The 14,774-nt window shown below is 48.0% G+C and carries 9 protein-coding genes; 4 read left to right on the top strand and 5 right to left on the bottom strand.

The genetic code is table 11. The features are described from left to right. Positions 1-9: 9 nt before the first annotated feature. Entirely contained in the window at positions 10-96 is an 87-nt protein-coding gene (locus tag ACO0K9_RS02135) for a helix-turn-helix domain-containing protein (protein WP_422982498.1), read from the bottom strand. A gap of 297 nt (positions 97-393) precedes the next feature. Here ACO0K9_RS02135 and ACO0K9_RS02130 point away from each other — a divergent pair, with 297 nt between their 5' ends. The 4 genes from ACO0K9_RS02130 to ACO0K9_RS02115 all read left to right on the top strand — a co-directional run bounded on the left by ACO0K9_RS02130 (position 394) and on the right by ACO0K9_RS02115 (position 4,358). After that, positions 394-513 carry a type II toxin-antitoxin system Phd/YefM family antitoxin gene (locus ACO0K9_RS02130; RefSeq protein WP_422981282.1) on the top strand — a complete coding sequence of 40 codons (120 nt, stop codon included), beginning with the start codon at positions 394-396 and terminating at the stop codon, positions 511-513. A 175-nt stretch (positions 514-688) separates the two neighbouring features. After that, the gene (locus ACO0K9_RS02125) at positions 689-1,909 is read left to right on the top strand and encodes an ABC-three component system protein (protein ID WP_422981280.1); all 1,221 of its coding nucleotides are present in this window, start codon (positions 689-691) and stop codon (positions 1,907-1,909) included. After that, positions 1,906-2,418 (top strand): three component ABC system middle component, encoded by a 513-nt coding sequence (locus ACO0K9_RS02120; protein WP_422981278.1) that lies wholly within the window; start codon positions 1,906-1,908, stop codon positions 2,416-2,418. Before ACO0K9_RS02125 ends, ACO0K9_RS02120 begins: the two co-directional genes overlap by 4 nt. Further along, on the top strand, positions 2,415-4,358 hold the full coding sequence (locus ACO0K9_RS02115) for a DUF3732 domain-containing protein (protein WP_422981276.1): 1,944 nt from the start codon (positions 2,415-2,417) through the stop codon (positions 4,356-4,358). Before ACO0K9_RS02120 ends, ACO0K9_RS02115 begins: the two co-directional genes overlap by 4 nt. A 343-nt stretch (positions 4,359-4,701) precedes the next feature. Here ACO0K9_RS02115 and ACO0K9_RS02110 read toward each other — a convergent pair whose 3' ends face one another. From ACO0K9_RS02110 to ACO0K9_RS02095, 4 genes are all read right to left on the bottom strand, one after another. Next, complete coding sequence (locus ACO0K9_RS02110; protein ID WP_422981274.1) at positions 4,702-8,322, bottom strand: DEAD/DEAH box helicase; 3,621 nt, start codon at positions 8,320-8,322, stop codon at positions 4,702-4,704. Positions 8,323-9,713: 1,391 nt separating this feature from the next. Then, positions 9,714-10,214: a hypothetical protein gene (locus tag ACO0K9_RS02105; RefSeq protein WP_422981272.1), complete on the bottom strand. Its 501-nt coding sequence runs from the start codon at positions 10,212-10,214 to the stop codon at positions 9,714-9,716. Between the two features lie 302 nt (positions 10,215-10,516). Next, complete coding sequence (locus tag ACO0K9_RS02100) at positions 10,517-13,711, bottom strand: transglutaminase domain-containing protein (protein ID WP_422981270.1); 3,195 nt, start codon at positions 13,709-13,711, stop codon at positions 10,517-10,519. 135 nt (positions 13,712-13,846) lie between these two features. Then, positions 13,847-14,755 (bottom strand): choice-of-anchor A family protein, encoded by a 909-nt coding sequence (locus ACO0K9_RS02095; RefSeq protein WP_422981268.1) that lies wholly within the window; start codon positions 14,753-14,755, stop codon positions 13,847-13,849. Positions 14,756-14,774: the final 19 nt, after the last annotated feature.

The raw sequence follows: 14,774 nt of genomic DNA, 5'->3' as shown, positions 1-14,774 counted from the left end.
TTTATTCGCTTACCGGGGTCTATGATTGCAGCACAAATAGCACCGGACAGTGCTTCGAGAGATGCCCAGTCGTCTGGCGATCTCCCGTATTGGAATCTAGTCACGAATGTGCCAGCGTCAAATAATACCTAGTAATGCCACGTCAATCACTCCTACTCCCTACTCATCAAGATAAGTAGGATTGTGTGCTAAACGTGGGTCAATTTTAGATGCAAATTATCCAGCAAAGTGGGTCAATTTTCAGTGCAAATCAACAGCAGTTTTGCCAATTTATTGCTTTTAAACTAATTTCGACTTAAAATTCGAGCTAAATTTTGCTCTTCTTTGGATGTCACCAAGACCATGAAATTCTCATCCGGCGAACTCATGCCCTTCTCTGAGGTGCGCACTCGCATGCTCCACTCCTTGGTGAATAAAGAAATCATCATCACGCGACATGGCAAGCCGATAGCAGCACTAGTAGCTGCAACACAGTTATATCGCTACCGTGAACCAGATCGCATTGCCAATTAATTAACAATAGCAAATGCCATGGCACGCACGACAAGAAATAATAGTTTCAACGCTGTCTGCACTTGAAATTGCCCGACGGTTGCGAGCCGAAACACAACCAGCTATTGATACATTGTTGCCTTCAGTATTACAGAAGGCGCTATTCCAAACGAATGCTGTGAGGTAACAGATCAAGATGACCGATCAATCCGTACACACCTACAACGCTTCGGCCTCGATGCTGGGGTATTTATATCAAGTACGCGTCGCTCTGTTGTGGGCGCTGCAACAAGCAAAGGTTGGTGAATTTTCCGTCAGCTTGGAAACACTTGACGATGTGACACTTGAGGCGAATGGGATACCCATATCGGTACTTCAAACCAAGCATTCGATAGTTAAAAAGGCAAACCTTACTGACACGAGTGCTGACCTCTGGAAAACGCTACGAGTGTGGTTAGTCGGAAATGCCAGCGGGGAGGTTCCGATTGATACTTCTCTTTTCCTGATCACGACCGCCTCAATTACTGATGGCACGGCTGCACAAGCTTTGTGTGCTCATGCACCGGAACGCGACATAAAAATTGCAGGTAATCGATTAAGGCAAGCAGCCGCCAATTCGAGCAATGATGCGTTGAAGGACGTTTTTGCAGCGTTCCTTGCGTTGAGCCAGTCGGATCAAGAAAAGCTACTTAACCGGGTAGTGGTTGTTCCCGACGAAGGGAATGCGTCCGAAATACTGACAAAGATTGAACAGGAGCTTCATTGGATGACGCTTCACCACCAGAAGACAGCCCTCGAACTATTAGAAGGATGGTGGTTCAAGCGAGTTGTTCACGAACTGGTGAACGACGGATGTGGCATTTCCCGTACTGAGTTGGAAGCCCAGATATCTGATATTCAAGATTCACTCAAACCAGATGCACTGCCTATCGACGATGCGATTGAAAAGCTCATGGTTGCGCTGGATCAGTTACCAGAATTTTCTAGTCGAAACTTCTATCGTCAAGTCGAGTTGGTTGGGGCGGGCAAGAATAGAATTCTGAATGCCATCAATTCCTATCAGCGTGCTTTTGCACAACGTAGTCAATGGACACGCGACGAGCTTTTATTTGACACTGACATATCCAAGTACGAATGTACACTGAAAACGGAGTGGTTGCTCAAGCGTGACCAAATTTGCGATGAGCTTGGCGATTCACCTGCCGATGAAGCAATGGCAAAGGCCGGTCGAGAAGTTCTCAAGTGGGCAGAAGATGTCGTGCTTCCCATCCGGCCAAATGTTGCTACTCACTGGGTGTGCAGAGGGTCACTTCACATGCTCGCTGACGAATTGAAAATCGGATGGCACCCAAATTTTGAGGATCGTCTTTCTGAAATTCTTGCTGTGGAGAGCGGCCCTGTCGCTGGGACAGCATGACTCTTTGGAGTGAGAGAACTCTGGAAGAGCGCAATTTGCTGAATCCAGCCTTTGGTTCCATTCTTGTCTGGCATCTTGCGAAAGGCTATCAACAGGAAGCTACGTCGAATGGTGAACCAAAAAATATACCAATGGTTCTGACGTTTGTTGGGCTGAGTTTGGCGCTACGCGGCAAAACCAGGAACTCACTCCCATCTACAATCACAAGTTCGCTGGCGACTTGGGTAAATCAGAATCCGTTGCTTCGTTCGGCTGTCGCCAAGGGTGTCGGCGTCCTTCGTCCATACGTCAGGGAATCATTAATCTTTGGTGCAAATCATGCGTTGCTCACGTTTGATTCGGTTTCAGTTATTGGAACTACATCGAAGACGCGGCAAATCAATAAGTATTTAAAAACCTCTTCGGATGAGGTTCGTGAGTGTGCAAAAAAGGCGCTATTTATCGGTCGATGGTTGTACCGAAATGGTGATCCGCAAACTGTTATGGCAATGTTGGGAGTTTCCGCATGATTCAGATTAAAGAGATTGTGGCTTACAGCCATCACGGAGAAACGCGCAGTCTCCCGTTAAAACTTGGTGCTGTAAACATCATTTCAGGCGAATCCAAGGCTGGAAAATCCGCTGTACTGAAGATCATTGACTACTGCTTTGGTGCAAGCCTTTGTGATGTACCAGAGGGAAAAGTGCGCCGTAATGTGGCGTGGTTTGGCCTGCTACTTCAAACATCAAGTGGACAAGCATTTATCGCTCGCCAAGTACCATTGGGAGAAGCCAAGAGTTCTGAAGCCGTGTACACGTTAGTAGGCGCCGACATTACGATTCCCAATGGAGATATGCTACGGCAAACCACCAACGTTGAGGGATTACGGTCGCAATTAGCTTCGTGGACAGGCATATCTTCTTATCGGCACACTCCACCGGACGGTCAAACCAGAGATCATCTGGTTGCCTCAATTCGTCATGCTGTCGCTCTTTGTCTTCAGTCTCAGAATGAAATTGCTCAACAGAAGTGGCTTTTTCATGGAGCAAATGATCGAGATAAGGCACAGTCAATAAAAGATACATTGCCCTACTTCCTTGGTGCGGTATCCGACGAATATCTATCCCAACAAAGTGAACTGAAGGCTGTAAAAGCAGAAATTCGTCAAATTGAGCGGCGGAATAAGGAAGCGGCGAACATTCGAGGTGAAGGCACTACTCGCGCTGACACGCTCCTGTCTGAAGCGAAGGCTGTTGGTCTTTCCTCCGTATCTGATTTGATTTCATGGGCCGAAAAAGTTGCAGCCTTGACTGCCATTCAATCGACCCCGCTTTCCTTGTCCCTTGCAGAGGGCAATGATGCAACGGAATTCAATCGCCTAACTGGCATCCGAAATCAACTGCTAAAACAACAAAGCAATTTGCTCGGTACTTTAGAGCGTGCTCGTGCCTTTGAGGGCACAACCAAGAGTTATGCAATTGAAGCTGACGAACACATTGCCCGATTGAATGCAGTTTCTGTTTTTGATCCCAACTGTTCTGATCATTCATGCCCACTTTGCTTGCAAGAGCTGCCCTCAGAATCAGTTGCACCGTCTATCGCACAAATTAAGCAATCGGCAGCGCATCTTGGACAGGGTCGTGGCGCAGTAGATGCAACAACGCCTAAAATTGATTTCGCTATTGCAGAAGTTGAAACAGAATTAGCGTCTATTCGCCAGCAGCTTGGGCATAACCGAGAACTACTCTCTGCTGTTAAAAAGTCGAATGAGCGTCTCCAACTAGCCTCAGATGCGGATACCCGCAGGGCATTGATTTTGGGCCGAATTAGCCTATATCTGGAAAACATTCCTGCGGCGATCAACGTCTCAGTGCAGGATGAACGACTTCAAGCGTTGAAAATTCGAGAAACAGACTTGGAGATGTTACTCAGCAATGAAGCGATGCAGGAGCGTCTTGAGTCTTGTCTGTCTAACGTAAATAGAAACGTGTCAGCATTTGCCGGAAAGGTTAAGCTGGAATACTCAGATAGCCCACTACGCTTGGACACCAAGAATCTGACCATTGTTGCGGACACGCTTGAAAGGCCTGTGCCAATGTCTCAGATGGGAAGTGGGGAAAACCATGTTGGGTATCACATCGTCGCTCATCTAGCGTTGCATGACTGGTTCGCCCGACGCAAGCGGCCTGTTCCATCCTTCCTGATCTTCGATCAGTTATCCCAAGCCCACTTCTCACCGGACTCGGATGCGAAAGCGCCGAAGGAGAAAGTGGATGCAGACCGCTTAGCTGTTAAGGGTCTGTACGGATTGATATTTGATGTGACCAACGCATTGAACGGTGGGCTTCAAGTGCTGATTACCGACCATCCCTACTTCGATGACGATCAACGGTTCAAAGATGCAGTTGTAGAACGATGGATTGACGGCAAAAAACTTGTCCCTGATGCCTGGGCGACTGCCACAAAATAAATGCAGAGAGATTTTGATGGTTAGAAAACGGAAAACAAACCCCTTGGACGACATACTCGACTTGGTGTCGTTGTTGCCATGATGGGCAGGCATAGCAATTGCGGTGCAGTCTATTATTAGATTGGCTATCTGCTGGGCCGTTTTGGTTGAACAATACCGTCGAGAGATTTAGACACATCCGTGATCGGGGTGCACGGGCTCTGGCAGGACTAGAATAATGTCAGGTACATCATTGCTATCCGCATGGTGGACTTGTCGCATTTTCTGGACGAACTTGAGACAAAGAGCCGGGATTTTTGTTAGTCGCGTTGTCTTCGAGCTCAAGTCCGTGAAAAAAATCCACCTACGCTGTGCACTCAAGAAAAACAACCTCTGGCATTTGATCGACAATTTTAATCTGATGATAAAGAGTTGAGAAATACGGTGCGCGTCCCCAGTCTGCCACAGAGCCAATGACATAGATGCGTTTTTTTGCCCGTGTAAGTGCCACGTTGAGCAAATTAGGTTTTACCGCAGCAAATCCAGAAATGCTACCCGGACTCCCTCCCAACACAAGGATGACGACATCTGCTTCCTTCCCTTGGAACGTATGCACTGTTCCGTGTAAGCCCTTCAAATCATCCCGGTTCTGAATACGTCCACTCAGTCCTTCATAGAGCGCTTTATTGACATCCTTGAACGGAGTAATAACGTTGATGTTAAATTTACCTTCTTTCTTCAGGCCATAATGCCTCTCGAACTGCGCAACCATCTGTGTAGCAATCCGTATTTGCTCAGGTACGCAGTTGCCGCTCCTGGTTGTAGCTGGAACATCAATCCAGCAACTATCGCCAAACCACGAGTTACGCTTATCATCCTTTGCTCCATAAACCATCATACCGTCATAGGCAATCATGTTTGCCACAGAGAACATGGGATTGAGGCAACGCCGGTGCACGCGCAATGGACTTCCTACCCACTTGGCTTCGTCGCCTTTGCCAATGTGTGTACCGACATCATTGGCCATATCCGCAAGAACCTGAACCGAGTTGACTGCTGGATTATAGACGTGAGCTGCCTGACAACGATCTATCAGCGGTTCGATGATTTCAATAGGAAGCGAAACCACAGGCTCCAGTTGCTGAGGATCACCAACCACGACGACGCGCTTCGACCGCCAAATGGCACCGACAGCCGCCTGAGGCGTCGCTTGCCCGGCCTCATCGATCAACAGCCAACCAATAGTTTCCTTCTCCCATCCTGCAAACATGCGTGGGAAGGAGGCGAATGTGGTTGAGATTACTGGAACGACGAGAAACAGCGAATCCCACAACTGACTGACACCGCCTTTTATATTCTGCGGAGCGAGGTCTCCCTTGTTCAAAGCTTCAAGAACGGCCAGGTTGTTCTTAATTCGGCTCCATCCATGAGCAATGAAGCATTCATGTAGCTGCATCGCATGAGAAAAAAGCTGCTTTCGCGCGGAGAAAAATGCCTCATCAAACCATGGTGCACTGCGCTGAATGTCGTCCTCTGATAATCCAATATTGAGCCAGTTCTGTTCCTGCTGATCTGTCACGCCATAATTACCCAATATCTTCTGTGCACTGCATCTACCTTCTTCATGCACACGGAGTTGTTCTTCAATTTTTCGGAGCTGGGTCTGCGCTTGTCGCAGGGCTGTCTGAGATTTTTTCAGTTGATTGTTGGCCTCGTTCCATTGTTCTTTCAGCGCGGCAAGGCTTTTTTCATCTACGGGCACCAGAGCTGGATTGAGAATGCCAAGTGCTTTGCATTTTTGTGTTGCGTCCGCCAATTGGCTATCCAATTTCTCTTTCGCGGATATTAATTTTTCGCGGGATTTGATTTGAGTTCGAGTATTTTGCAATAGGTTTTCCGCCTCTGCCAACCTAACTAAGGCTCTTTTTAAATCGCCTTCTGCGATGCGCCCTTCTTCCTGCCATGCTTCTGTCTTTTTACCAAAGCTGAAAATTCTTGCGAATAAACCAGGCCTCCTATTCTCAACCCCAGTCAAAATACGCTGAGCAACATCCTTGGAATCTGCAGCTTGCTTTAGTTGAAGCTCTTGCCGCTCAACTTCGCTGTCAATATCTTGGTACTTGTCGCTTGCTATTTCTTTGGCCTTTTGTTGCGATTGAGTGTTGATCCATTGCCATTCAGTACATGTGGTGAAGATGGTATTGGCGTTAGTGAAATCGGCTTCAGCTTGTTTGAAAACCTGTTGCGCTTGCCGGAATCGATCTGACTCCAGTGAGACCTGCTCTTGCTGGGTAATACGCTGGGACTGCAAACGAGCGATTTCCTGTGTATCAATATACTTTTGCGCCACTGCCTCAGCAATCGCCTGCATCCGTGCTTGTGCTTTTTCTACCTTATTTAAAGCATCCTTGAAATTCGTGACTGCAACATCCCAAGACAATAGCGAACAGTCGCTTTGCTCCATCAAATCCCACAGCGAGAGAAGAGGTAATGAATTTTCATCTCTCTTGGCTTTAGGCGACCATCGGAGCCTATCAAAAAAAGCAGTGCGGTTGGCTTTACTTCCCATCACAGCCGCAATCATTCCCCAAGTTACGCCTTGCACTCTCGCTTTAGCATTCGGCGGGGAGGCAATAGAATCAGATAATTCGGATAAATAGCGTAATGGGTCCCCCTCTGGCAACGCTGCCATGGCAGGCAGTTCCTTGGTAATATTCTCGACAGCACCATTATTCGATGACGCAACAACGATACCTGTTTGACATAAGCTAGAATGGAGCGTCCAAAGCTTCCCATATTTCCAGCCTTCTGCCATTATCTGAGTCTGAAAAGCATCAAGAGGCGTCGAAAAACTGCTCAACGTCTTTGAGCGTTCGACCACAACGGCTGCAACAACATCCCGTAGCAGTGTTGTCTTCCCAGTGCCAGGTGGACCATTGACGGAAAAGATTCCTGCGGCATTGTGCAAACGCTTCATAAGCGTATTGACCGAAAACTGCTGCGCACGAACCAGACTGTGCTCGGACGGCCAGCACCCCAATGGCATCATATCCGGCATCACGCCACGGTGTACTGAAGAATTGCTTTTATCGCGAATGTCGTTGCGATGAGGAACCAACTGAGCGGTCAGAAAGGCATTTAGCGCCACACCGTAATTATTGGCCTTGATTTCATTGCGAATACAACCTAAGTCTTCAACATAAAAACTGTTTAGCAAATCAGTCGATGCAATTTCTTTTTCTGCTTGCTTGACAGAGACTATTTGCACCTGAAGCCGCATGGCGTTGGAGAACTTTTCTGGACGCCAACCACATCGCGCGTAGATTTGCTCGCACAAGAATTCCACCGCCCGCACATTAAACGGTTGTAGCTGAAAGTCATTTTCGCTGCTGGTGTCTGGTGACGTATTCTCCGTATCATTCACCTCTGGATTTTCTGCTTCAATCAATAGTAGATTTTCCATGGTTTGTCGCAACTCGGCTAGCATAGCCTCTTCTGTATTTTCCTTGCCGAAGAAGCCAGCAAAGTCCAGGCGTTGCTTGGGTTTCGTAGAAAGAATACGACCAATTGCCCAAGGTAAGCTACTGATGAACGGTTCGCCAACCACATAGCCTTGCGCATTGAGATTTAGGGAAAAAGTCGCAACCGGTTCTCCAGTACGGAGTTCGGCATATTTGTCTGCCTCACGTCCAAAATGATTGCGAATAGTCTCAATCACGTCTGGCATGGGAATCAGACCACAATATGCAGTGTACTGCGACGTCATATCGCCCCGATTCTTGGCTTTGGCCTCCTTCATGGCCTTAATCTGAAGCGTCTTGGACAAATCCACCCATGGCATCTCTGAATCAGTTGTAACCGCCCATGTCATGGGGCCTGTCGGCCCTTCCTTTTTGCATCGAGGAGCGCTGTTTGGACTTAAGCACTCAACCCCCATCCAGAATTCAGCCGCTGCAACGAATTCTTCTTGTTTTTTCTGAGTCATTACGATTGTTCTTCTTGCTTGTTTTTAAAGCGTCAACGATTAATTTGAGTAGTTGACTAAATACTCTTCTTTAAAGTTCTCACCACCCCGTAACGCGTCAAAAATATCTTGCTTGCCAGACATTCTGCGTTGAGCCACGTACAACGCGGAGATAGACCGTGCGCCTGTGTCCAAATTCAATCGGCAGCTATTAGCATGAGCCATCTTCCTTACGCTGCTTGGCTGTACATTTAGTGCTTAGACTATCGTTTTGCCGAAAAGTAGTAACTTCCCCGGCTTCTTACGCTTGACCGACTTTCGTAGCTTGCCGCAGCGACAAACCGGGCACCATGTCTTTTTGTATAAACATGTCCAGGTGTCGCTTGCCACTGATGGCCGTCTGCACACTCCCACAGCAGCTGCGTTTTGGTGTTGACATACGTAGTTGACAGACATCGACCGTCTCTGTCTAAAGCAATCTTTTGCATGTCCTCCAGCGTATACCTTGAACAGTGTTTGCACCAATGCCCTCGATTCTTCAGGTTGCCGAGGCGGAGTTCAAATAGGTGTCCTTGTCCACATCGGAATTGTAGGGGTGTCGTCTTTCCCCCATAGGCGGTACTCAGGCATACACCGCCTCGCGCTGCGGCCAATGCCTGTATCTCTGAAGCGGTGTCTTGCTCACAGCCCAGTAGCACTGAGGGCACCAGCCACCTTGTTGGATCTTATTTGGCGTCTCATCCCACACATGACCGTTTTTGCATTCAAACGTCAGCTTGGTTTGGAGATTGCGGTACGTCGTTGACAGGCACTTGCCGCTGTGCTGCGACGCCATCATCTGGACTTCCTCTAACGACCCTCGACGTGCATCATCGCGACACTGGCGACACCAGTAACCTTGCAAGACCTTATTGTAGGCCGCATCCCACTGATGACCATGAGCACATTGCAAAATGACCCTATCTCGACTGGTCTTGCATTCGGTTGATAAGCACTTGCCGCCCTTGGGTTCTACAACTGCACGGATTCTGTCAAGGTAGCGCTGACTGCGCTGTGTCACTTTCGAGGAAGTTTTTTGTGCATCAATATGGCAATGCCTGCACCACGCCCCTCTTAGTATGACTTGTGCAACAGTTTCCCAGGTGTGACCTTGCATACACTGCAAGATGACACGATCATGCGTAGTCTTACAATCAGCCGAAAGGCATTTACCGCCCCTAGCTTCTGCTGCCGCGCAGACCCGGGAAAGAGCGTACTCATTGCTTATTTTTTTCGTATCCATTTCCGCATACAACTGACTTGAATTTTTTATTCTGAAAAGTGATACGACAATCAGGCCCGTCTAGTGTTAAATCAGCTATCACAATTGTGACGCTCCGTATGCGACAAGGCAAACTCCCGCAATTCAGCCATTACATCATCTTCCAACCTGAATATATAAAACCGCCATATATAGCAACGAATAAAAAACCTACTCCAAATTTAGAATTCGGATTAATTGGAAGATAAAATGCAGAAATAAATCGTTCAATCTCGCCATCCCACACTTTGGCAAGAAATAAATTTCTCCAAAAGTTTCCTACGTCGAAGAAGAAAAGCCCAGCCCCTACACATAACAAAATCTGATTCAATATATCGCCCGCATTCATACTTCCGCCACTGAGAGCATATATTGGAAATAAGCAAATGAGAATTCGTTCAGATATCTTTGAAAAGAAATTTCGACCAAAGTCATTTTCCCAAATAATTACAAATGCCTTCGCAAGATAAAAAGGAACACCTGCCAGCATCAATGACAATGAAACGTCACTGGCAACATGCGCCCAATCGTCATGTGGAAATTGAGCGTGTCGATGCAATACGACACCGGCTATCATTGAAAGACCAGATAAAAGATTAATTAAAAATACCATACCATTGAATTAATTTTCCTTAGACAAAGTCAGAGGTTTATTGCTACAGACATCTCAAAGATGTTGACTACACGTGATCCATTTACGATGGCTACAGTGTCGTCTAGATTTGGCGATAACACTTATCTTCATGCCTTTTACTTCTGATGTTTACCCACGCCATTTCTTCATTTAGCCTGACTGTAGAGACAAAGTCGCTTCCTACCCAGCACACTACTCCTGTGTCAGTGAATGTGCCGTCCACACAACGCACTTCAGTCCAAGAAGTGTTTTGGAAAAGCGGTACTCAATCAAAAGGTTTTCTAAGGTTTGCCAATCCAACCTAAGAACACACTAAATGCCGTTGCCAACCATGAAGCAAGTTTAATATAGGTAACGCCAGCTATCTCGGGAATAAATCCCGCAGTCGTTGAAGACAATCCACCAAATAGCATCGCTGCAAGCGCGCCAAGAGCTTTAGTCGCAAGCAGTTGATTAAACTGGGTTGGATTAAGTACAGTTTTTAACCCCTGCAGTAGCCCAATATAATTCCAAACACCGAGACCAACCGCAATAACAACCCCAATCCCCGATGCAAGCAGAACTGCAGCATATGTCGCGACGACGATAAACGCAATTGCAATAACCAGCAACAGGAAGCCTCCATTTTCTCCGCTTGAAATTTTATAGGCTCCAGCCCCAGTGTCTGGATCAAACACGATGTAACCAGTAACTTTCCAGCCATTTACAGTGACATCTCGCTCGTGGACTGTGACCTCCTTACCTGCCGCCAACGCGTTTGCAATCTCATACTTGACGTCCATATCAATTTGCAGGCTTTGGAGCACAGAACTGTGTATGGCTTGATTGCTGGACTTGAGCGTATATATTTTTTGGCCTTCGTTCGCTGCGATCGCCAACGCTTTGACAGCAGACACCCCTTGTGGTTGACTAGAATCATTTATGTCCAAACTAATATTCTGGAATAAACTTTCTGGGATCAAATGTTCTGCTATTGAGCTTGCCAATCCAGATTGCCGCATGAAGTTAACACGTGATGTTTTGTCGGCGACCTTATCTTCTACACTCCCACTTAGATAGTCTACATCCATAGTTACACCAGGAAAATTGACTGCTCTGACCACCCCAAAAAAATAGCGTGCTTGAGCCGTCATCAAGAACCGCCCATAGCTCGGCTGGCGATAGCTCACAATAGTGTTCGACATAGAGGTACCGAGATTGTCACTTAAGTCAACCTGCGCAAAATAACTCAATATGCCAGTGTAAATAATATCTCCGGCAATGTCTTCTTTACTCACGCCACTAATGGATGCGGGATTGCCTGGGTTTTGTTGAAACAGACTAAATTTAGCCTTGGTCGCGGCAAGTCTGTCTTGCAAATCACTAAGCTGCTGTGGACTTATTCCCTGTAAATCCAGTCCAATAGCATCGTATTCACCAACTGTAATATCATTATCATCACCACCAACCCAGGCACCTGTACTTGGATTGAAATATTGATTTGCCTGCTTGACCGAGCTACCCATCGTGAAACTATTGTTGCTCGTAGCTATCACCTGCCCATCGACTCTAAACTCAGCCTTCATATTCAGCAAATAGCCTGGCAAAGAAGAAGGGAGTTCATTCGGTTGAATCGGCGTGCCGTCCGTATGTGCTTTGGGTACATAGCTGTTGATCAAATCCTGATCAGCTTGTGTCGCCGGTATAAAGCTTAAAGTGATTTTTTTGCCTGCCAGTTTTGGAGTGCTTTGATTCAGTTCAATGATGGCATTATCGCTGGAGCTGATGCCATCCGCCGGATAGATATTGGTCTTGAATTTCCAACGCAAATTATCTGGCAGCGTCTGGAATGAATTGCCTGTTGTGACAATCTGATATGGCAAGCTGCCCATCAAGATACTATAGGCTTCTGTCTTGATCTTTTGTGTACCAAGTACATCACCAATCGTGGCATTGGCTTTTTGGCTGCTGACATAGTTTTGTACTTGCGTCTGGTAGTTGTTCATCTGCGTTTGCAGATTGCCCTGATTCAGGTTTTGCACGTAACCACCAGCATCGTTAACGGTCGCACCTTGTTGTATCTGCGTCAGCAAGTCTTGGCTATTGAATGGGATTTTGTTCTTAATGTCCATACCTGCAGTAAACTCATACTGCTTAAAACTAGCATCCATAGGTACCCAGGTATTGGGATTTTTATTGATGGCCCCTCGGCTAGGCGTGTAATCCACAAATGCTTCCACCCACACATGCTCCATGCGGATGGTACTGATCTTGCCACCGCTGGCAAGTCCCGTGTTAGGTATGCCGCCTTGTCCCAACAGGCTTTGTGCTGCCTCTGCCTTGGTGACACCACCCACCCAGTTCATTACCTTATCTGCGGGCACGTCAATTGTCCCGTATACATAGCGTGCTGGCGTGCCTGCAGCTCTATATAAAGCGATGAGCAGGCTGGCAGTATCAAAAGCATTGCCGCGCCTATTTTGCAGCGTCAGCTCACTTCCTTGTATGCTGCCGTAGCTGGGGATGAAGCTGATATTGTTTCTAACCCAGTTGTAAATCTGGACGGGGTTGTTGTTTAAGGCTGCGGCTTGGGCTTTGACGGCTGGCGTCAGTTGTACGTCTTCTGTCTCTGCGGTGTCTTGGGCTGTTGGTACACCGGGCAGTGTCGCTTGCGCCAGTTGCAGGCCATCTGGTATTTTGCCAGCGAGCATGACTTTGTCGTATTTGGGCGGAAACAGGCTTGCCTGGTATTGGGCCTTGCTTTCGTTTGGTTTTCTGACTTTGTTGCTGGGGCTGCCAAATGGCAGTTTATTGGGGTCAGTATATTGATGTGGTTTCGCATTGGGATACTTGTCCATGAAGCTGCTCAGGTCTGCCAATGCTGCCTGACGATCACTGGACTGGCGTTTGTCATCGGCCTGGGCAACCCTATCCATAATTTTATCGAACTCGGCCTGGCGACTTTGATACAGTGCGACTGCCTTGCTATGACGCGCCAATATTTCAGGCGATAGCTTGGCATCTTTGAGGTGTTGCTCTGTGTCTTTGAAACTTTGGTCAATATCACTGTAGAGTGCTTTGATCTGGCTGTTTGCAGAACGGATAACATTGACGTGCTGGTTGACCAAGTCTGTGTTGTTGCTGGTTGCAGCGGCCAGGGCGAATAAGCCGGTTTTGGCTGGGGTGCTGATTGCAGTGTTAGAAGCTGGGGCAACAGCTTTGACTTCATCCTGGATTTGCTTGAGCAGTTGGCTCAGTCGTTCTTCTGAACTGTTGGTCTTTATGGCCGCCGTTGTATTGGTACTGCTTGCAAGCACCGGGAATTTGCTCGATATCCCGTTCAACGCGATGTCACTCTTTGCCTGACGGATGTTGTTCGCCAGGTCTGCGGCAGCGTGCACTTGGGCTGCTACAGCACAAGGGTACAGCGTCAGGCTGCTAAAGGTGATGAGAACCAGGCTGGAGATACTGCGTTGCACGGTGCTGTTGCGGAACATAGATTCACTCTTAATAAGGGGTGTTACTAACGGCATCATGCCGATATGTTGTTACTGGTTTATGCTGGCCGCTCTGGTACGGTGCAGTGCTGTGTGCTGTGCGCTGTACCGTAGCCTGTATTGCGTCCGTCCTGTCTAATTCGTCGGCACAAACAACGTCGACCCGACTGCCATGCCGGAGTCCCAACTGGCGGCAATGATGGTGCCTTCGATCTTGCCGCCGGAATTCTTGATGCAGGCATAGGGAGCCAGGATGCTGCCGAAGACACCTGCATTGTTGAAGTTGATCAACTCGGTGTCGTACATGTTGAACAGCACCTTGCTGTGGCGGTTGATGAATTCCGTCATGGTGATACCAAACTTGAGGGTGCGCTGGCTATCGCTGGCCACATTCAAGATGATATAGGCGCTGGGCTTGACGTTGACGAGGTCGAAGTCGTGGGTGTTGATGACATGGTCAGCAGTCAGGTTGAAGATCTCTATATCTTTGTTGCTGCCCGTCAGGGTGACCCTTGCATAGGTCTGGCTGACGGTGCCGGTTGCTGGTGTGGTGCGAATCTGCTGCGACAGGACACTCAGGTAGGTGCGCTCGGCATCGAAGTCGATGGGGCTGATGGCGACCTTGCGGAAGTCAAGATAGTTCGCGGCCTTGGAGCCCAGTGTACCTGCATATACGGCATAGCCGTTGCTTTGGCTATTGCCCAGGCTGCCGCCATAAGAGGTGAGGTTACCCGCTACGACTAGGACGGGGTTGGTGTCGTTATAGCTAACGCTACCACCAACGGTGCCACCGACGGTATTGAGGATGCCGCCGACTGCCATGCGGCCATCGACATTGGTGATGTTGCTGACATTGCCAAAGACGAAGGCGGCATATTGCCCGGCAACGCCCAGGTCTATTTGCTGGGCCTGGCCGGTGGTGGCTGTCAATAACAATCCCATGGCCAACCCCAGGCTCCGCCCTGCTCTCAAGACGAATCCCAAGACCCGACAGGTCGGGGAATTGGCTTTGCTGCGGCAGTGTGTGCTTACGTTCATGGTCATGATGAGTCTACTATTCTCT

The organism is Undibacterium sp. Ji50W (assembly GCF_049340445.1).
GTDB lineage: Bacteria > Pseudomonadota > Gammaproteobacteria > Burkholderiales > Burkholderiaceae_D > Undibacterium.
The sequence above is the reverse complement of the archived record's forward strand: the minus strand, read 5'-3'. Positions and strand labels throughout refer to the sequence as shown.